The organism is Actinoallomurus iriomotensis, from assembly GCF_030269445.1.
Lineage (GTDB): Bacteria > Actinomycetota > Actinomycetes > Streptosporangiales > Streptosporangiaceae > Actinoallomurus > Actinoallomurus iriomotensis.
The window spans coordinates 102,291-119,646 of the sequence record NZ_BSTJ01000018.1; the positions used below are offsets into that span (position 1 = coordinate 102,291).

At 71.5% G+C, this 17,356-nt stretch carries 17 protein-coding genes; 8 read left to right on the plus strand and 9 right to left on the minus strand.

Translation table 11 applies throughout. The features are described from left to right. Positions 1-112: 112 nt before the first annotated feature. Positions 113-1,879 (minus strand): hypothetical protein, encoded by a 1,767-nt coding sequence (locus QSK37_RS47560; RefSeq protein WP_285635599.1) that lies wholly within the window; start codon positions 1,877-1,879, stop codon positions 113-115. A 102-nt stretch (positions 1,880-1,981) separates the two neighbouring features. Then, positions 1,982-2,764, minus strand: coding sequence for an EI24 domain-containing protein (locus tag QSK37_RS47565; RefSeq protein WP_285635602.1), 783 nt, complete (start codon positions 2,762-2,764; stop codon positions 1,982-1,984). A 332-nt stretch (positions 2,765-3,096) separates the two neighbouring features. Here QSK37_RS47565 and QSK37_RS51585 point away from each other — a divergent pair, with 332 nt between their 5' ends. After that, entirely contained in the window at positions 3,097-4,650 is a 1,554-nt protein-coding gene (locus QSK37_RS51585; protein ID WP_432705675.1) for an epoxide hydrolase family protein, read from the plus strand. Here QSK37_RS51585 and QSK37_RS47585 read toward each other — a convergent pair. The 3 genes from QSK37_RS47585 to QSK37_RS47595 are packed head-to-tail and all read right to left on the minus strand — an operon-like array spanning position 4,647 to position 8,086. Beyond that, positions 4,647-6,107 carry an SDR family oxidoreductase gene (locus QSK37_RS47585; RefSeq protein ID WP_285635605.1) on the minus strand — a complete coding sequence of 487 codons (1,461 nt, stop codon included), beginning with the start codon at positions 6,105-6,107 and terminating at the stop codon, positions 4,647-4,649. The genes QSK37_RS51585 and QSK37_RS47585 overlap by 4 nt on opposite strands. Beyond that, positions 6,104-7,468, minus strand: coding sequence for a cryptochrome/photolyase family protein (locus QSK37_RS47590; protein ID WP_285635607.1), 1,365 nt, complete (start codon positions 7,466-7,468; stop codon positions 6,104-6,106). The genes QSK37_RS47585 and QSK37_RS47590 overlap by 4 nt, the downstream gene beginning before the upstream one ends. A 30-nt stretch (positions 7,469-7,498) precedes the next feature. Further along, a complete protein-coding gene (locus QSK37_RS47595) occupies positions 7,499-8,086 on the minus strand; it encodes a hemerythrin domain-containing protein (RefSeq protein WP_285635610.1) in 588 nt (195 codons plus the stop codon). Between the two features lie 207 nt (positions 8,087-8,293). Here QSK37_RS47595 and QSK37_RS47600 point away from each other — a divergent pair, with 207 nt between their 5' ends. Continuing rightward, a complete protein-coding gene (locus tag QSK37_RS47600) occupies positions 8,294-8,734 on the plus strand; it encodes a PaaI family thioesterase (protein WP_285635613.1) in 441 nt (146 codons plus the stop codon). Here QSK37_RS47600 and QSK37_RS47605 read toward each other — a convergent pair. Together QSK37_RS47605 and QSK37_RS47610 are read right to left on the minus strand one after the other, a co-directional pair. Then, on the minus strand, positions 8,685-9,977 hold the full coding sequence (locus QSK37_RS47605; RefSeq protein WP_285635616.1) for an MFS transporter: 1,293 nt from the start codon (positions 9,975-9,977) through the stop codon (positions 8,685-8,687). The genes QSK37_RS47600 and QSK37_RS47605 overlap by 50 nt on opposite strands. Before the next feature lie 129 nt (positions 9,978-10,106). After that, positions 10,107-10,658 carry a hypothetical protein gene (locus QSK37_RS47610; RefSeq protein WP_285635619.1) on the minus strand — a complete coding sequence of 184 codons (552 nt, stop codon included), beginning with the start codon at positions 10,656-10,658 and terminating at the stop codon, positions 10,107-10,109. A 173-nt stretch (positions 10,659-10,831) separates the two neighbouring features. On the opposite strand from QSK37_RS47610, the gene QSK37_RS47615 reads away from it, so the two are divergent. The 3 genes from QSK37_RS47615 to QSK37_RS47625 all read left to right on the plus strand — a co-directional run bounded on the left by QSK37_RS47615 (position 10,832) and on the right by QSK37_RS47625 (position 13,257). After that, positions 10,832-11,233: a hypothetical protein gene (locus QSK37_RS47615; RefSeq protein ID WP_285635623.1), complete on the plus strand. Its 402-nt coding sequence runs from the start codon at positions 10,832-10,834 to the stop codon at positions 11,231-11,233. Positions 11,234-11,314: 81 nt separating this feature from the next. Further along, positions 11,315-12,592: a sensor histidine kinase gene (locus QSK37_RS47620; protein ID WP_285635625.1), complete on the plus strand. Its 1,278-nt coding sequence runs from the start codon at positions 11,315-11,317 to the stop codon at positions 12,590-12,592. Beyond that, positions 12,589-13,257 carry a response regulator gene (locus QSK37_RS47625; protein ID WP_285635628.1) on the plus strand — a complete coding sequence of 223 codons (669 nt, stop codon included), beginning with the start codon at positions 12,589-12,591 and terminating at the stop codon, positions 13,255-13,257. Before QSK37_RS47620 ends, QSK37_RS47625 begins: the two co-directional genes overlap by 4 nt. A gap of 37 nt (positions 13,258-13,294) precedes the next feature. Here the strand turns inward: QSK37_RS47625 and QSK37_RS47630 are convergent, their stop codons facing one another. After that, complete coding sequence (locus tag QSK37_RS47630; RefSeq protein ID WP_285635631.1) at positions 13,295-13,723, minus strand: MarR family winged helix-turn-helix transcriptional regulator; 429 nt, start codon at positions 13,721-13,723, stop codon at positions 13,295-13,297. Positions 13,724-13,806: 83 nt separating this feature from the next. Here QSK37_RS47630 and QSK37_RS47635 point away from each other — a divergent pair, with 83 nt between their 5' ends. Next, on the plus strand, positions 13,807-14,544 hold the full coding sequence (locus tag QSK37_RS47635; protein ID WP_285635634.1) for an SDR family oxidoreductase: 738 nt from the start codon (positions 13,807-13,809) through the stop codon (positions 14,542-14,544). Positions 14,545-14,618: 74 nt separating this feature from the next. Here QSK37_RS47635 and QSK37_RS47640 read toward each other — a convergent pair whose 3' ends face one another. Continuing rightward, positions 14,619-16,475: a bifunctional metallophosphatase/5'-nucleotidase gene (locus QSK37_RS47640; protein WP_285635637.1), complete on the minus strand. Its 1,857-nt coding sequence runs from the start codon at positions 16,473-16,475 to the stop codon at positions 14,619-14,621. Positions 16,476-16,546: 71 nt separating this feature from the next. Between QSK37_RS47640 and QSK37_RS47645 the strand changes: the two genes are divergently transcribed. After that, positions 16,547-16,960, plus strand: coding sequence for a hypothetical protein (locus QSK37_RS47645; protein WP_285635640.1), 414 nt, complete (start codon positions 16,547-16,549; stop codon positions 16,958-16,960). Positions 16,961-16,964: 4 nt separating this feature from the next. Then, the gene (locus QSK37_RS47650; RefSeq protein ID WP_285635643.1) at positions 16,965-17,354 is read left to right on the plus strand and encodes an Mth938-like domain-containing protein; all 390 of its coding nucleotides are present in this window, start codon (positions 16,965-16,967) and stop codon (positions 17,352-17,354) included. Positions 17,355-17,356 lie beyond the last annotated feature (2 nt).

Below are 17,356 nucleotides of genomic sequence, written 5' to 3' on the forward strand. Positions count from 1 at the left end.
ATTGGAATGGCATTCGGTGTGATTCGAACGCGATTCGGTTCACGGGGGTCCGGCCGCGCACGCGAACGCCCCGGCGGTCGCGGAGGACCACCGGGGCGTATCAGAGCGAGAGTCAGCCGACCCGCAGTGAGCGGACCACGAAGTTGAGGTCCGGCCAGAGCTTCTTGTTGGTGTTGGGCAGCGTCATGAACACGATCCCGGGAGTCTTCTTCCCGGTGTCGACCAGGGCCACGGCCACGATGTCACCGGTGGCCTTCACTCCCGGACGGCGGTACGTCAGGTAGTCGCTGACCAGCCATCCCTTGTGGCCGCCGACGGTCAGCGGCTGGTTGGCCAGGACCCGCTTCTTGTGCTGGAACCCGAACATCCGCGCCTCGTACACCCGCGCGGCCTCGGCCGCGGCGGCCTGCTCGGTGCCGGGGCCGGTGTAGGCGTCCTTGGCCGCCCCGGAGAGCTCGGCGCTCATCAGCCGCGCCCAGTGCTTGGGCTGCCCGCTGGCCTTCTCGGTCACGGCGAACTGGCTCGCGGTGAAGCCCAGTTCGTTCATCGGGCTGTTCTTCGCCGCAGCGGCCCACGGCTTGGAGAGCCGGGCGTACGACAGGCCGGACCGCACGTCCGTGACCCGGCCGAGAGCCTTCGTGTGCACGCCCCTGAACCGCGGGAGCGCCTTGCGCGCCGGCTGCTGCTCCTGAGCCGGCTGGGACGGGCCCTGCGAGGGCGTCTTCGCCGTCGTGGGAGCCGCCGCGGTGGAGGCCTTGCTGTCTCCGTTGTTCTTCAGGAAGTACACGCCCGCGACCGCGACGAGACCGGCGACCAGGATGCCGACCCCGATGAGGAGCGGACGCCGGGAGTGGCCGTCCTCGTCCTCGTAGGAGGAGATGAGCGCGCCGCCCGCTTCTCCGCCACCGCCGCCGGCGGCGCCCTCCTCCCGCATCCACTCCGGGAGCCGCAGGTTGCCGCTGCTCGGCTTGCCGGGCTTGGGCGGCGGGCCGGAGGGCGCGACGACCTTGTCCCACATGGGCGGGTGGTCGTCGGGGGCGAAGAAGTCCTCCTCGGCCGCCTCGTCCGCGGCGGTCGGGCGCTTCTCGGCGCGCGGCAGGGAGAAGGAGCCGGTGGACGAGGAGACGCCCTCCGGCGCCCCGGCGCCCGGGGACGCGGCGGACTCGGCGGAGAAGCTCTCCCGCCCGTACGGAGCTTCGTTCGGGGACTCCGCGGAGAACGTCTCGCGCCCGTACGGGGACTCGTTGGAGGACTCCGCGGAGAACGCCTCGCGCCCGTACGGAGCTTCGTTCGAGGATCCGGCGGCGCCGCCGGGCTTGTCGTCGAAGCTCGTCGGGCCGAACGACCCGGACCCGAAGGAGCCGAAGGAGCTGTTGTCGAAGGAGGTGTCGCCGAACGACGCGTCGCTGAAGGAGGTGTTCCGGAAAGAGGCGTCGCCGTAGGAGGAGGTGTCGCCGTAGGAGGAGGAGGAGGAGTCGAACGATCCGTAGGGCCGCGCACCCGGTCTCGGGTCGGGCACCTCGGTGCCGAACTTCGGCGTCGGGCCGTTCGGCCCGGGGTCCTCGATCTCCTCCACGGGCTCGCGCGGGCTCTCGCTGGGCTCGAACGGCGAGCGCGATGAGCGCGACGCCGGAGCCGGCGGCTCATCCGACGGCGAGACGGCCGGGAAGCCCCCGGTCGACGCCTCGTCATCCGCGGCGGACCACGACGGAGAGGTGCCGCCTCCGGACGACGAACCCTTCACGGACGGAAAGCCCTGGCCGCCGGACTCGTCTTCGGAGATCTTCGGTAGCGGCCCGGTCGTCTCCTCAGGCGCGGAATTCTGGTCGTTCTGGCTGGTGGCCGGGCGCCACGTCCCGGCGTCCCCCTGATCCGACATGCCGCACAGGGTACGTGAAGATCAACATTTCTCGCTTACGTCACTAATTACGCTCAGGCCACAGCTTCTTAGCCCCCGCGTGCCCCTCAGGTTACGGCCGTCTCACCCGACATCGACCGAAGAAACGCCCTGACGTGCGAGAACGTCCTGGTGAGCGAGGCGTTCCCGGGCGAGTAGCGTGCCTCCCGCCACGGCACCGGGCATCGCCAGCACCGCGCCCAGCGGAATGAGGAACACCACAAAAACCGAGGCCCCGAAGCCGGCGGAAAGCGCGCGTTCACGCCGCAGCAGCGCGAACTTCTCGCGTCGGCCCAGGCCACGCCGTTCGAGCGGGATCGAGGTCAGCTCCAGCGTGAGGAAGTACCCCGACACGAGGGCCGCCACGACCGGCACCACCGTCTGCCCGACGACCGGCAGGAACCCGAGCGCGAAGAAGAGCACCGCGAACAGGCCCGTGATCAGCCCGACGACGACCGCGTCCCCGAGACCGCGCAGGAGCTGCCGCCACAGCGGGACGTCCACCTCGGCCGGCCGGCCGCCCGCCGACTCCTCGACCCGGCCGGAGATGCTCTCGTAGAACGGCTCGCCGACCAGGAGCGTGACGCCGGTGAACGTGACGATCGAGAGCATCACGGCGGCGGCGAAGACGAGGACGCCCATCAGCAGGCGTACGGTGTCGCGCAGCCCGCTCGACCAGTGGTCGGCGAACGGGCTGGCCGCCTTCACCAGGTCAGAGAGGTAGACGCCGAGGAACGTCAGCGCGACGACGTACAGCACCAGGACGATCAGCGCCGGAATCAGGCCGAACAGCCACTGCCCCGGCCGCCGCGCCACCCAGCCGAGACCGCGGGCGAAGTAGCGCACGCCGGCGAAGAAATCCCTCACGCGCCAAGAGTAGGCGTAGATCGCCCGCCACGTCCGGCGCGTTCCTCGCCGTACCGGCCCTCACGGCGTGGCGGCGGTGTAGCGCCAGGCGGCGGAGGACACGCGCCGGCTGACGTAGGCGGCGACGACCTCCTCGGGAAGGTCGCGGGGGGTGAAGCTGGGGCCGGTGGGCACGCGCGGCCGAAGGCGGTCGACGCGGAACGTACGCCAGTCGGCGCGGCCCAGATCCCAGGCCAGCAGCTACCAACGGCGACCCCAGTTGACCAGGCGGTACGGCTCGACCTCGCGGCGGGTGGCGGCACCGGGATGGTGTAGTCGAAGCGGAGGCGCTCGTGGGCGCGGCAGGCCGCTGCCACGGCCGTCAGGGCGTCCGGGTCCACCACCGGTCCCGGGCGGTCCCTGGGCACGGCCACCATGGCGGCCTGCAACGTGCCGATCCGGCCGCGCGGGCGCGACGGCATGGCCTCTCTTTCGTACGCGACCTGGTGGCGCGCTGGCTCGAGGGCTTCGGCTGGCGGGCCCGGGAGGCGAAGATCAACTCCTTCCCGCAGTTCACCACCGAGATCGACGGCCAGACCATCCACTTCGTGCACGTCCGTTCGGCCGAGCGGGAGGCCACGCCGCTCATCCTCACCCACGGATGGCCCAACACCTTCGTGGAGTACCTGGACCTCATCGGCCCCCTGACCGACCCGGCCGCGCACGGCGGCGACCCGGCCGACGCCTTCGACGTGGTGATCCCCTCCCTTCCGGGCTTCGGCTTCTCCGGTCACACCCGCACGAAGGGCGGGAACGCCGCCCGTACCACCGACGCGTGGGCCGAACTCATGGACCGCCGGGGTGGTCACTGGGCCGCCCACGACGCCCCGACCTGCTGGTCGACGACCTGCGCGGCTTCTTCCGTCGCTTCCGCGCCGTCGAGCCCGCCCAGGCGTTCAGTGAGCCCCGCTCGACGAGCGCATCCTCGGACGGTCGATCCTAGGGAGACCGCTCCGTTCCTGGACCGTCGACGGCTGAGGCATGGTTCCGGTGTGGCCGTCCGAGGCCCCGCCCGAACGAGGAAGAGCGGTGATCAGGCGATGATGGAATCCGTACTGGAAGTGCCCGGCGCGCGGCTGCGCTATTTCGTACGTGGCTCGGGTCCCCTGCTCGTGCTCATCGCCGGAGGCCATGGGGACGCCGCCGTGAACGACGCCCTCGCCGCCCACCTCGCCGACAGGTACACCGTGCTCACCTACGACCGCCGGGGCCTGTCGGGCAGCACCACCGACGGCCCCGGCCCGACCCTGGCCACGCACGCCGCCGACGTCTCCCACCTGCTGTCCGCCCTCACCACGGAACCCGCCTACGTCTTCGGCAGCAGCATCGGCGCCATGATCTCGCTTGAGCTCACCACCGGCCACCCGGAGCAGGTCGGCGTCGTCGTCGCGCACGAACCGCCCGTCATCCAGCTGTTGCCGGAACCGGAGCGCGCCGTCGCCGTCCAGGACCTGCTCGACGTCGAGGAGACGTTCAGGACGGAGGGCTCCCTCCCCGCCCTGCGCAGGTTCGCGGTGTTCGCCGACATCGACCCGACCGACCGTGAGCCCGACGTCGAGATGCGCCCTCCGGGACCGGAACACCTGCCGAACGCGGAGTTCTTCCTCACGTACGACACGCCGGCCGTACGGACCCACGCTCTCGACCTGACCGGGCTCAAGGACTCACCCGCCCGTATCGTGCCCGGCGTCGGTGCGAACTCGAGCCACATCTGGCCGCACAGGTGCGCCCGGTTGTTCGCCGAGGAGCTGGGCCTCCCCTACGAGACGTTCCCCGGCGGGCACAACGGATACCGGTTCCGCCCGCGCGCGACCGCGGAACGGCTCCACCAGGTGCTGGGCGACTAGGCGCGTTCGGCCGCGCGGCGGATGTTGCGTTGCATGTGGCCGAAGACGATCCCGTGGAACGGCCACACGGCCCACCAGTAGAGCTGGCCCGGCAGGCCGCGAGGATGGAACAGCGCCCGCTGCCGGAACCACGTGCGGCCGTCCCGCTCGTCGATCGACAGGTCGAGCCAGGCGAGGCCGGGCAGCCGCATCTCCGCCCGCAGCCGCAGCAGCCGTCCCGGGTCGAGTTCCTCCACGCGCCAGAAGTCCAGCGAGTCGCCGACGCGCAGGTGGTTCGGATCGCGCCGGCCACGTCTCAGGCCGACGCCGCCGGCCAGGCGGTCGAACAGGCCGCGCGCGGCCCAGGCGAGCGGCCAGGAGTACCAGCCGTTCTCCCCGCCGATGCCCTCGATCACCCGCCACAGCGCGTCGGGTGACGCGTTCACCGGCGACTCGCGCACGTCGGCGTACAGGCTGCCGCCGGCCCAGTCCGGGTCGGTCGGCAGGGGGTCGCTCGGCGCGCCGGGCACGGACGCCGACGACCAGCGGGTCGCCACGTCCGCCGTGCCGACGTGTTCGACGGCGAGGCGGACCGCCTCGTCGAAGCCGACCAGCCCCTCCGGCGGGTCCGGCACGTACGCGGCGATGTCGTGCTCGCGGCAGACCACCTCGTGGCGCAGCGACTCGACGAGCGGCCGGGCGACCGGGGCGGGTACCGGCGTGACCAGGCCGATCCACAGGCTGGACAGCCTCGGCGTGAGCGCCGCGACCGGCAGGATCCGGCGCGGGCGCAGGCCGGTGATAGCGGCGTACCTCCGCATCATCTCCTCGTACGTGAGCACGTCCGGGCCGCCGATGTCGAACGACCGGCTGACCTCCGGCGGCAACGCGGCGCACTCGGCGAGGTAGCGCAGCGCGTCGCGGACCGCGATCGGCTGGATCCGGCAACGCACCCACCGCGGGGTGACCATCACCGGCAGCCGCTCGGTGAGGTACCGCATCAGCTCGAAGGACAGCGAGCCGGACCCGATCACCACCGCGGCCCGCAGCACCGCGGTCGGCACGCCGGACGCGAGCAGGATCTCCCCCACCTCGCCGCGGGAACGCAGGTGCTCCGACGCCCGTTCGGGCCCGGACGGCGGGAGACCGCCGAGGTAGACGATGCGGCGCACGCCGGCGTCCCTGGCGGCGGCCGCGAACGTACGGGCCATGCGTCGGTCGGTCGCGCCGAAGTCGCGGCCGGTGCCGAGGGCGTGGATGAGGTAGTACGCGACGTCGACGCCGTCCAGCGCCCGCCGCGTGGCCTCGGGGTCGGTCAGGTCGGCGCGGACGGTCTCCACCCGCCCGCTCCAGGGGTGGTCGCGCAGCCGTTCGGGGGACCGGGCGGCGCAGCGCACCGCGTGGCCGCGCGACAGCAGCTCCGGTACGAGGCGTCCGCCGATGTAGCCCGTGGCCCCGGTGACGAGACAGCGCGTCACGCCGCCCGCCCCTTGCGGAAGCGGGCCAGCCCCTCGTCCAGGTCCACGATGGGGTCCGGATAGTCCAGGCGGCGGCGCCGGTCGTCGGGCAGCAGCCAGGGACGGTGGACCGCCGAGCCCTCGACCTCCCGCAGCTCGGGCACCCAGCGGCGTACGTAGTCGCCCGTCGGGTCGAAGCGTTTCGCCTGGAGGAGCGGGTTGAGGACGACGTTCGGGCGGGTGGCCGCGCCCGTGCCGGCCACCCACTGCCAGTTGAGCTGGTTGTTGGCCACGTCACCGTCGACGAGCCGGTCGAGGAAGTACCGTGCGCCCACCCGCCAGTCGACGTACAGCGTCTTCGCGAGGAAGCTCGCGGTGATCAACCGGCCGCGGTTGTGCATCCAGCCCTCCGTGGCGAGCTGGCGCATCGCGGCGTCGACCACGGGATAGCCGGTACGGCCCGCCCGCCAGGCCTCGGCGTCGTCGCCGTCGGGCCGCCACCGGTCGTTCCGGTGCCGGTAGTCCTCCCGCGCCACGTCGGGGCGGTCGGCGAGCATCTGCCGGTTGAAGTCCCGCCAGGCCACCTGCCGGACGAACGCCTCCGCGCCCGCTCCGCCGCGCTGCCGGGCGCGGTGCACCACCTCGACCGGCGACAGGCAGCCGAAGTGCAGGTACGGCGACAGCCGGGAGGTGGCGTCGCCCGCCAGGTCGTCGTGCAGGTCCTCGTACCGGTCGATCGGGCCGGCCAGCCAGGTCTTCAGGCGGCGCCGCGCCTCGGTCTCCCCGCCGCGGGGCAGGTCGGGCGACGGCGGCCCGCCGGCGAGCCCGGCGGCCTCGGGCAGCGGTTCGGAGCCGATGCCGGGCACGGAGATCCTCCTCGGCGCTCCGAGCGGCCGGCGCGTTCCCACGGCGCTCCACTTGCGGAAGTAGGGGGTGAAGACCGCCGCGTGGTCCTTGCCCGCGGGCGACATCGTGCCGGGCGGGATCACGACGACGGCGTCCGCGTGGACGCACAGGTCTCGGCGCATCTCGGTCAGCGCGGCACGCAGGCGTTCCTCGCGGCGCTGGGCGAAGGCGCTGACGTCGCCCGCCACGTGCACCTGCCCCGCGCCGGTCTCCTCGGCGACGCGGCGGACCTCGCGTACGACGTCGCCGGAACGGACCACGAGCCGCCCGCCGCGCTCGCGCAGCGCGGCGTCGAGGTCAGCGAGACAGTCGGCGAGGAACGTCGCACGGTTGGGCGTGCGGAAGCCGGCCGCGCGAATCCCCTCATCGAGCACGAACAGGGGAACGACCTGATCCGCGGCGTCGAGCGCGCCGCGCAGCACCGGGCTGTCGTGCGTCCGCAGATCGGCCGTGAACAGAGCGATCGCTACGGTCATCACTCAGACCCTTTCCGCTCCCGGCCCAGATCACTCCGGGTCACGGCTCGCCAGAGGGTAGACCCTGCCCGGCCCGCAGAGGTGGTCCCGCACGCGTTCGACCAGCCCGATGCCGCTCTTGACGATCGTGTGCAGCAAGGGCACCTGCGTTTCGCCGGACGTGGCCCGGCTCGGCGCGCCCGCCTTGGCGTGCTTCGCCTTCTCCCCCAGGGAGACGAGTGTCTCCCTGCTCACGTTCGCGGCCAGCACCGGGAAGATCCGCTCCTCCTCGTCGGTCATGTGCCGCCGCGCATCGGTGATCAGCCAGGACAGCTGGAGCGAGAAGTGATCGTCGGGCATGTCGGTCCGTGCGAGCCGTTTGAGGATCTGCTCGGCATGCTCGTGCTCGCCGTGGGCCTCGTCCGCGATCAGGTCACCGTCGGGGAGGTACTCGCGGACGGCCGGGTAGAGGTAGGCCTCCTCGGCCACCGAGTGCCGTACCGTCTCGATGATCATCTGGTCGGCCAGCGAGCGTCGCAGCGCTTCCCCGCCGGAGAGCACCTCCAGTTCTGTGAACAGCTGGTTCAGTTCTTGATGATCCTCCGTCAGGACGGTGATCAGATCCTCGGGTGGGTTCATGACGTGCGGTTCTCTCCGCCGTGGCCGCTCAGGTTGGTTCCCGCCCTGCCCGCTGCGCCGCACGGCAAACGTCGCGCGACGCGAATCCGCAGGTGAGAGCCATCTTCGACTCGTGCCGAGCCGGCCGGCGATCTCTCCCATGCCTTGCGGCCGCCGGCGATGTGGGCGATCCTCCGGATCGGGACACCACGCGCCGCGAGGAGTCAGATGACCATCTGGACGGATCGCCTCGACAAGATCCAGGCCGGTCAGGCCGCCAAGCCACGGGTCGTGGAGATTCTCCGGCTGCCCGACATCGTTTCGTGGCGGCCCGGCCAGGTCGTCACCAAGTGGGAGACCGACGAGGACTTCTTCACGACCGGCGGCCAGCTGTTCGGCGGGTACCTGGGCGCCCTCGCCGACCAGGTCATGGGCCACACCGCGATGTCGGTGCTGGAGGACGAGAACGCCTTCCGCACGGTCCAGATGAACGTCACGTTCTACCGCCCGGTGCGCGCGGGCGTGCTGTGGATCACCGGCAGAGTGACGCACAAGACCCGTCAGGCCGTTCACGTCCAGGTCGACTTCACCGACGCCGACGGCGCGCTGATGTGTTCGGTCACGGGCATTCAGATCGTCTTTCCGAGGACGCCCCGATCGACGCCGTGACGTTCTCGGCCGGCAGGCTCGGCAGGGTGCGCATGTGCGGCAGCGGCGAGGGCAGCAGCCAGGCGGCGCCCGCGACCGCGCCCGCCACGGCGATCAGGAGGGTCGGACGCGGGCCGACCGTCGTGCCGAGGACGCCGGCGGCCAGCGACCCGAGCGGGCGGGCACCGTAGTTGACGGCGCGGTAGGCGCCCGACACCCGCGCCCGCACCCGGTCCGGGATGATCGCGGCGAAGATGGACCCGACCGAGATGTCCAGCATCATGACGCCGATCCCGGAGCCGAACTCGGCCAGGAAGAGCAGCGCCAGCACGGTGTGCCGGCCGCCGCCCGCGGCCGGGATGAGGAACAGCGGGGCCGGGTACACCACGCACCCGGCGATGAACGCCGGCCCGATGCCGATCCGCGCCGCCACCCGGCCCGTGATCGCCGATCCGAGCAGGCCCCCGGCGGCGCCGGCGCTGAGCACGGTCCCGAGCAGCCCCGGCGGCACGTGCAGCGTGGTGGTCGCGTACAGCACGAACAACGCGGCGAACATGTAGGTGAAGAAGTTGATCGTCGCTGTCGCGCCGAGCGCGGCGCGGACCACCCGCGAGCCGGCGATGAACCGGAACCCGCCGACCGGTGAGCTCTCCCGGCCCGGCGCGACGGCCGGCTCGCGGGGCCGGACGCGGTGCAGGAAGAACGCGGACGCCAGGTAGGACAGGCCGTCGGCCAGGAGCGCGGCGGGCGCGGACAGCGCCTGGACGAGGGCGCCGCCGAGGCCGGGCCCGCCGGCGTCCGCCAGAGCGTAGCTGCTGTGCAGGAGGGAGTTGCCGGAGACGTACCGTTCGGGCGGCACGAGTGAGACGAAGAGTGTGCTGTCGGCGACGGCGAACAGCACGCTGAGCGTGCCGACGGCGAACGCGACGGTGTACAGCTGGACGCTGGTCAGTCCCCCGGCCGCGTAGGCGATGGGGATGCTCGCCATCAGGGCGGCCCGGCCCAGGTCCGCGGCGACCATGGTGCGCCGGCGGTGGCCGTACCGGTCGACCAGCACCCCCGCGGGCAGCGAGAACAGCAGGCTCGGCGCCAGCCAGGCCGTCATGAGGTACCCCATCTGCGCCGGCCCCGCGTGCACGACGAGTACACCGGTCAGCGGCAGGGCGATCATCGACACCTCGTCGCCGAGCAGGGAGATCGTCTGGCCCGTCCAGTAACGCCGGAAGGGCGGTTCGGTGAGCAACGGCGGGATCAGCCTGCGCACACGCGATGCCCGGAACCGTGGTCGTTGACCGGTAAGACGGCGAAGGCCCCGTTTCGTCCCCATGCCGACAACGTTCGTTCGTCGGAGGTGCCTTGTAAACGGGGTGTCAGGGGAGCGCTCCCACGCGCGTCAGAGGTGGGGGCCAGAGCTCGACGGCAGGCCCACCCGGTCGGGAACGACCCGGGTCAGGCCGCGGAGCCAGCCCTCCAGGTCCGACGGCCACCAGCGACCGGACGAGAGCCGGCCCAGCGCGTCCGTGACCGCGGCGGCCGACGCGCGGGCCGGTACGACGCGCGACGGGGCGCTGTCCGCCAGGGCGCCGAGCCACCAGTGCCGCCGGGTGACCGACATGTCGTCGGGGTCGAGCACGAGGTAGTAGTCGGGCAGCGCCAGACGGTCCGACCGCAGCCCGGCCAGGGCCGTCTCGATGGCGACCTCCAGGCCGCCCACCGGCGCCGCGCCGTCGAAGAGATCGACCCACGCGTCGCCGACCGCCGCCAGCGGGTCCGCGTCGTGCACGACGTACGTCGCCGTGGACCGGTGCACCGCCTCCTCGACCTCCGCCGGGGAGCGCTGCTCGCGGGTGATCGCCCGGACGTTGTGCAGCCCGTCCAGCCCGGAGACGACCGCGCCGGACCGCTCACCCGCCACCACGACCACCGTGCTGCTCAGCCGCCGCATGTATCGGAGTCTAACGACGGTCTCCCGGTGCCCCGGATCAACCGATCGGTGGATCGGCTCGGCCGTACGGCCGGTCCGTGAGTTCAGCCGCCGGCCCATGAGGCCGGGCGATGTGCGCTCACGCTCGCTCTTGCGACGCTGACGGTCACCTGGCCAAGAGAGAAGGGCATCGCATGAACACCCAGCCGGAGACCCGTACCGCCCTCCGCACCGTGAGGCTGCTCGTCGGCGGCTATCTCCTCCTCAGCCTGGCCACCCTCGTGGCCATCGTCCTGCTCCGCGACCACCACTCCGTCGTGAACGCCGCCGTCTGGGTGCGGGGCACGATCGTCGCCCTCACCTCCCTGCTGATGTTCTCCTTCGTCGCCCGTGCGTCCCGCGGCTCCCGTGCCGCGTTCCTGCGGCTGCGGATCGCCTCGGCCGTCATGGTCGTGGCCATCGTCGTGATCATCTCGCTGCCCGGGACGTTCCCGGTGTGGCTGCGGCTCGAGCAGGGCGTCTGCGGGCTGCTCCTGCTCGGCGTCGTCCTGCTCGTCAACGGCCGGCACCTGCGATCGCTGTTCGCGAGCGCGTGACGAACGCGAACCGCGATGGCGTACGGAACGGTCCCGGTTAGATTGTCCTGGAAATGGCGGCCGTCACCAGGGAGGGCGGAGATGAGCGGTCCGGCACCGCGCGCCCGGCTGAACGCGCGGGAGCAGTGGCCGGTGGCGGTCGCCGTTCTCCCGTACCTCCTCCTGGTGCTCCTGGCCGCCGTCACCGTGGCGGAGAAGCACGCGTCGGGCGGCCTCACCTTCGATCTGGTCCTCTGCGCGTTCGCCGCCCTCTGGACGCTCGGCATGGTCACGCTGCGTCCCGCGTGGCGGGACAACCCCGCTGCCATGGCCGTCTTCTTCGCCGTCCTCATGGCGATCGTGGCGGTCCTGGTGGTGCGCGACCCCTGGTGGGGGTTCTTCGCACCCGCCGGATACGTGTTCGCGTTCCGGCTCTTCCTGTGGCCCTGGCGGCTGCTCGCCGTCGCGGCGATGGCGGTCGTGGCGGGCACCGCGCAGGCCTCCACGATCGCCAAGACGACGCTGTTCGGGTTGATCATCTACCTCGCGGTCGTGGTCGCGAACATCCTTCCGATGTGGGGTCTCGCCTGGGTCATCTGGCGCAACGGCGAGCAGAACGACCAGCGGGAGCAGGCCCTCCGCGAGGCCAGGGAGGCGAACCGCAGGCTCGAGGCGAGCCTGGCCGAGAACGCCGGCCTGCACGAGCGGCTCGTGGCCCAGGCGCGCGAGGCCGGGATCATGGACGAGCGCCAGCGGATGGCGCGGGAGATCCACGACACCCTCGCCCAGGGGCTGACCGGCATCATCACCCAGCTGCAGGCGGCCGACCAGGCCGGCGAGGACGCCGGAGAGGACGCCGCTGAGTGGCGGCGGCACGTGACGGCGGCGACCCGGCTGGCCAGGGAGAGCCTGACCGAGGCGCGGCGGTCGGTGCACGCGTTGCGCCCCGAGCCCCTGGAGACGGCGCGTCTCAGCGAGGCGCTCACCGGCGTCGCCGGGCGCTGGTCGTCGCTGCACGGACTCGCCGTCGAGGTCACCACGACCGGTACGGCGCGGCCGATGGACCGCGAGGTGGAGGTCGCGCTGCTGCGGACCGCCCAGGAGGCGCTCGCCAACGTGGCCAGGCACGCGCGGGCGACCAGAGTCGGGGTGACCCTTTCGTACATGGAGAACGAGGTCGCGTTGGACGTACGGGACGACGGGTGCGGGTTCGACCCGGCGAAGATGACCGGCGAGCGTACGGAGACGGGCGGCGGGTTCGGCCTCGTCGCGATGCGGCAGCGGATCGAGGGCCTGTCCGGGACGCTCCAGGTCGAGTCGGAGCCGGGCGGGGGCACGGGCATCTCCGCCTGCGTCCCGGCCGCGGAGGCCTCCGCATGAGCCGCTCCGAAGGCCCGATCAGGCTACTGATCGCCGACGATCACCCGGTGGTGAGAGACGGCCTGAGCAGCCTGTTCGCGCGTGACCCCGATTTCGAGGTGGTCGGCGAGGCCGGCGACGGCGCCGAGGCCGTCCGGCTCGCCGGCGACCTGCGGCCCGACGTGATCCTGATGGACCTGCGGATGCCCGGCATGGACGGCGTGACGGCCATCGCCGAGCTGGCCCGCCAGGGCACGGCGGCGCGCGTCCTCGTGCTCACGACCTACGACACCGACAGCCACGTACTGCCGGCGATCGAGGCGGGCGCCACCGGCTACCTGCTCAAGGACGCCCCGCGTGCGGAACTGCTGCGGGCGGTGCGCGCGGCCGCCCACGGCGAGGCGGTCCTCTCCCCGTCGGTGGCGTCCCGGCTGATGAACCGGGTCCGCACTCCGGGCTCGGGACCGCTCAGCCGGCGGGAGATCGAGGTGCTGGAGCTCGTCGCGGCCGGATCCACCAACCGGCAGGCCGCGGCCCGCCTCTTCATCACCGAGGCCACGGTCAAGACGCACCTGCTCAACATCTACGCCAAGCTGGGCGTCGGCGACCGCGCCGCGGCCGTCGCCGAGGCGTACAACCGCGGCCTGCTCCTCCCCGGCCCACCGGAGCGACCCGGGAACGCCTAGGCCCAGCCGTATCTTGATGCCGGTGATTCGATGCGGCCTATACGCGGAGTGCCTCGGTTGTGGCACGAGCGAGGGTGGCGAGCTGTTGGTGGTCCGCGGCCGGCCATGACGCGAGATGCCCCGTGATCGCCGTGCTGACCGCTCGCCTGAAGCGGGTGACCAGCTCCCTGCCCTGACCGGTGAGGATGACCTGGGAGACCCGGCGGTCGTCGGGGTTCGGCCGTCGCTGTATCAGCTCACGCCGTTCCAGCCGATCGACCAGGCCGGTGATGTTCGCCTTGTCGCAGTGCATCCGGTTCGCCAACTCGCCATGGGTCAGCTCCTGGGGAGCCACCAGCGTGAGCAACTGGGCCTGCTGAGGAGTGAGCCCGAGTTCGCGGCTGGCGGCGGCCCTCACTGCCTCGACCACGCAGCACAGTTCAAGCAGTGCCTCCGCGAGATCCGGACTGTGTGATGCGCATGCCATGCGTAGAGAGTACTTGACAGTTAAGGAGTTCAACTATCTAGTATGTGATCTTAACTGTTGAGGTCACATACTATTGGAGCGTCATGTCACTGGACACGACCGATCGAGTCGCTGTTGTCACTGGGAGCTCACGAGGGATCGGCCGGGCCGTTGCGCTCCAACTTGCCGCCGCAGGGACGGCCGTCGTGGTCAACTACCGCAGCGACGCGTCCTCGGCGAAGCGGGCGGTCGCCGAGATCGAGGCAGGCGGCGGCCGCGCCATGATGGTGCGCGCGGACGCCGCCGACCCAGAGGCACTCCGCACACTGTTCGACGCGGCCGAGCACCACTACGGTCGCTTGGACGTGCTGGTGCACAACGCTGCCGGCTTCGTGCGCGGTCCGCTGACCGCGGCCACCGATCGTGACTACCTCCACGCCTTCTCGCTGAACGCCCACGCCACATTCGTCGCGCTGCGCGAGGCCGGGCGCAAAATGCGCGACGGCGGCCGGATCGTCTTCATCTCCTCCGCGGCCACCCGCGTCAATCCGCAGGGAGAAGCCCTCTACGCGGCCAGCAAGGCCGCCGGTGAACACCTCGTCCGCACCGTCGCCCGTGAACTCGGCGCCCGCCGCATCACTGTCAACAGCGTGCTACCCGGACCGACCAACACCGATGGATTCGCATCGGCATCCGCTCCCGTTGAAGCGCTCATCGCCCAGACTCCGCTCGGCCGGCTGGCGGAGCCGGCCGACATCGCGGAAGTCGTCAACTTCCTCGCCTCCGATGCGGCCAGGTGGATAACCGGCCAAAGCATCACCGTCGACGGCGGCCTGTGCTGACCCGCCCCCCTTCCACCGACCCCGCCGACGCCGAACCCACGCCACGCGACTCCCCGTGATTCACGAGGCACGCCCTAGAACACCGGCGCGCCGTCGCGTACGAGCCGCCAGTTCTCCACGTGGAAGGTGGCCGGGTCGATGGTCTTGGCCTCCGAGGCGTACGCGACGATCGCCTCACGGATCGCGACCTGCGCGTTGTAGACGACCGGCGCGGTGGTGATGTGCGGGAAGCCGCCGCCGCCGGACTGGCGGTAGTTGTTGACCGCGACCACGAACTTCTGGTCGTCGGTCACCGGCGTGCCGTCATAGGCGAGGCCGGAGATCCGCGAGCCCTCGGGCTTGGCGATGTCCACCTCGTACGTGACGCCGGAGAGCTGGTCGTAGTTGTAGTCGGGCAGGTTGTGGGCGTTGGTCCACGACGCCGGATCGACCGGGGCGTCCGCCGCGACCTGCTTGTAGTACCGCGCCGAGTACTCCAGGTAGTCCTTGACCTGGGCGCCGGTCAGGACGCTCGCCAGCAGGGTGTTGTCGTAGATGTAGAGCCCGGCGATGTCCTTGATCGTCACCTGTCCGGCCGGGAAGGTGGCGGCGCGGTTGAACGGCGCGGCGATGGAGAGCACCGGCAGCGAGGCGTCGGCCGTGCCGGCCAGGGCCTTCTTGACCGTCTCGGTCTGCACCACGTTGACGTAGTCCAGGATCGCGGTGTCCTTCCAGCAGGACTCGGCCGCGGACATCGCCTCGGTGGACGTGGCGACGTCCTTGTTGACGTACGCGACCACCGCGTCGTGCTGCTTCTTGACCAGCGCGACCAGCTTGGGGTCGTCCTGCACCGTGTTGGTGTTCACCGTGGTGGCGGACTTGCCGGTGACCTTCCAGCGGCCCCGGTCGCGGGTCAGCGTGAGGTCGAAGACGGACAGCCGCTCGCCCCAGCACATCGGCTCGCTCATCACGACGGTCTCGCCGGTGGCCTTGTTGGTGACGAACCGCTCGGAGACGTCGATGTGCGCGTGGCCGAAGAGGATGGCGTCGATGCCGGGCACCTCCTCGGCGACCATCGCCGCGGCGTTCTCCACCGGGATGTCGCCGGTGTAGGACGACAGGCCGCTGTCACCGGCGTGCGCGCTGACGACCATGACGTCGACGCCCTGGGCGCGGATCTTCGGGACCCACCGCTTGGCGGTCTCCACCAGGTCCAGGAAGTCCAGCTTGCCGGAGACGTTCGCCTTGTCCCAGATGGCGACGCCCGGGTTGGTCAGCCCGAGCAGCCCGACCCTGATCGGCGGGTGCCCGTGGACGCGCATCGTCTTGATGATGTACGGGCGGTACGCCGGCCGGTCGGTCCCCGCGTGCACGGCGTTGGCCGCCAGCACCGGCGCGCGCATCTGCTTGATCCAGGCGTCCAGCAGCGGAAGGCCGTAGTTGAACTCGTGGTTGCCGAGCGCCACCGCGTCGAAGCCGATGGCGTTCATCTGCAGCGCCATCGGGTGGACCTGGCCGGTCTCGGTGAACGGCTCCACCGTGGCGTAGTAGAAGCCCAGCGGCGTGCCCTGGATGGTGTCGCCCGCGTCGAACAGCAGGGTGTGCTCGCGCCCGCGGTCCTTGCGGATCTGGTTCACCAGGCTCGACACCCGTGCCAGGCCGACCGCGTTCCCCGCGCTGTCGCTGTACGCCGCGTCCTTGTAGTAGTCCCAGTCGAGGGCGTGGCTGTGGATGTCGGAGGTACCCATGACCGTGATGGTCACGGAGTTCTTGGCGCCCTTGCCGGCCGTGGCCGCCTCGGCCGCCCCGGGCCAGCCCGCGAGGGCGAGCGCGCTCGTCGCGGTCAGCCCGCCGAGCACCTGCCGGCGACTGACGCCCCGACGCTGCTCGGCGTCGTCCGGTATGCGGCAGGAACACCACCGAGGCGCGGGGCCGGGCCGACTGTTCTCCATGACGTACGTGTTCCTTTCCGTGGGCGAGCGTCGCCACCCTAGAGGTCGCACGCCGCTTTCGAACCGGTGAGATGTTCCCATCCGCACGCCCGATCGTTGGCACTCCCCGGTCTTGCCAGGCGAACGCGGCCCGCGTCCGGGGCCGGAACGCCGGACCCCTCGTCCTGGCCGCCGCCGTGGGTGCCCTGCTCGGGCTCGTCCAGGGCTTCCGGGAGACGTTCCCGGACGCGCGGCCGGTTCGCGGCCGTCTACAGTCCCACGACCGGGCCGCGACGCCCGGCGACATCGATCCGCGGCGGTCGGTCCTCATCGGCGATCTCGGCCACGAGATGCCGTTCGCGCTGGACTTCCGCACGTCCTGGGGCCGTCCCAGGGTCGTCTACCTCACGATCGGGACCGACCGGTGGATACCCGTGGCGCCGGACGCCGAGGTGCTGCTGGACCGGCTCGGCCTGAGCGGTAAGAATTTCAGGACAAGGGGGTGAGCCGATGACCACGGAACCACCGGACGCCGCTCGCCGGTCGCCGCGTGTTCTGGCCGTGGCCTGGGGGCGTATGGAGGTCGAGACCCTCGGCACCGGACGCGACTTCATCCTGTATCCCGGCGGAGGACGGCCCTGGGACTGGAAGGAGACGGGCACCCACCACGATCCCGGCATCCAGCCGGCCGACGTGACCGACCTTCTCGCGCACGGAGCCACGGTCGTCGTCCTGAGCCGCGGCATGGAGTGCCGCCTCGGCACGTGCCCCGAGACCCTCGACCTGCTCCGCGCCCAGAACATCGAGGTCCACGTCGAGGAGACCCGCAAGGCCGTCGAGCTCTACAACGACCTGGCCGCCTCCCGGCCGGTCGGCGGCCTGTTCCACTCGACCTGTTAGCC

Bases quoted from the DNA above. Each gene is read 5' to 3' on its own strand.
- QSK37_RS47650 (WP_285635643.1), top strand. From the start codon at position 16,965: ATGACCACGGAACCACCGGACGCCGCTCGCCGGTCGCCGCGTGTTCTG.
- QSK37_RS47610 (WP_285635619.1), bottom strand. From the start codon at position 10,658: ATGCGGCGGCTGAGCAGCACGGTGGTCGTGGTGGCGGGTGAGCGGTCC.
- QSK37_RS47635 (WP_285635634.1), top strand. From the start codon at position 13,807: ATGTCACTGGACACGACCGATCGAGTCGCTGTTGTCACTGGGAGCTCA.
- QSK37_RS47645 (WP_285635640.1), top strand. From the start codon at position 16,547: ATGTTCCCATCCGCACGCCCGATCGTTGGCACTCCCCGGTCTTGCCAG.
- QSK37_RS47625 (WP_285635628.1), top strand. From the start codon at position 12,589: ATGAGCCGCTCCGAAGGCCCGATCAGGCTACTGATCGCCGACGATCAC.
- QSK37_RS47620 (WP_285635625.1), top strand. From the start codon at position 11,315: ATGAGCGGTCCGGCACCGCGCGCCCGGCTGAACGCGCGGGAGCAGTGG.
- QSK37_RS47600 (WP_285635613.1), top strand. From the start codon at position 8,294: ATGACCATCTGGACGGATCGCCTCGACAAGATCCAGGCCGGTCAGGCC.
- QSK37_RS47630 (WP_285635631.1), bottom strand. From the start codon at position 13,723: ATGGCATGCGCATCACACAGTCCGGATCTCGCGGAGGCACTGCTTGAA.
- QSK37_RS47560 (WP_285635599.1), bottom strand. From the start codon at position 1,879: ATGTCGGATCAGGGGGACGCCGGGACGTGGCGCCCGGCCACCAGCCAG.
- QSK37_RS47615 (WP_285635623.1), top strand. From the start codon at position 10,832: ATGAACACCCAGCCGGAGACCCGTACCGCCCTCCGCACCGTGAGGCTG.
- QSK37_RS47590 (WP_285635607.1), bottom strand. From the start codon at position 7,468: ATGACCGTAGCGATCGCTCTGTTCACGGCCGATCTGCGGACGCACGAC.
- QSK37_RS47595 (WP_285635610.1), bottom strand. From the start codon at position 8,086: ATGAACCCACCCGAGGATCTGATCACCGTCCTGACGGAGGATCATCAA.
- QSK37_RS47640 (WP_285635637.1), bottom strand. From the start codon at position 16,475: ATGGAGAACAGTCGGCCCGGCCCCGCGCCTCGGTGGTGTTCCTGCCGC.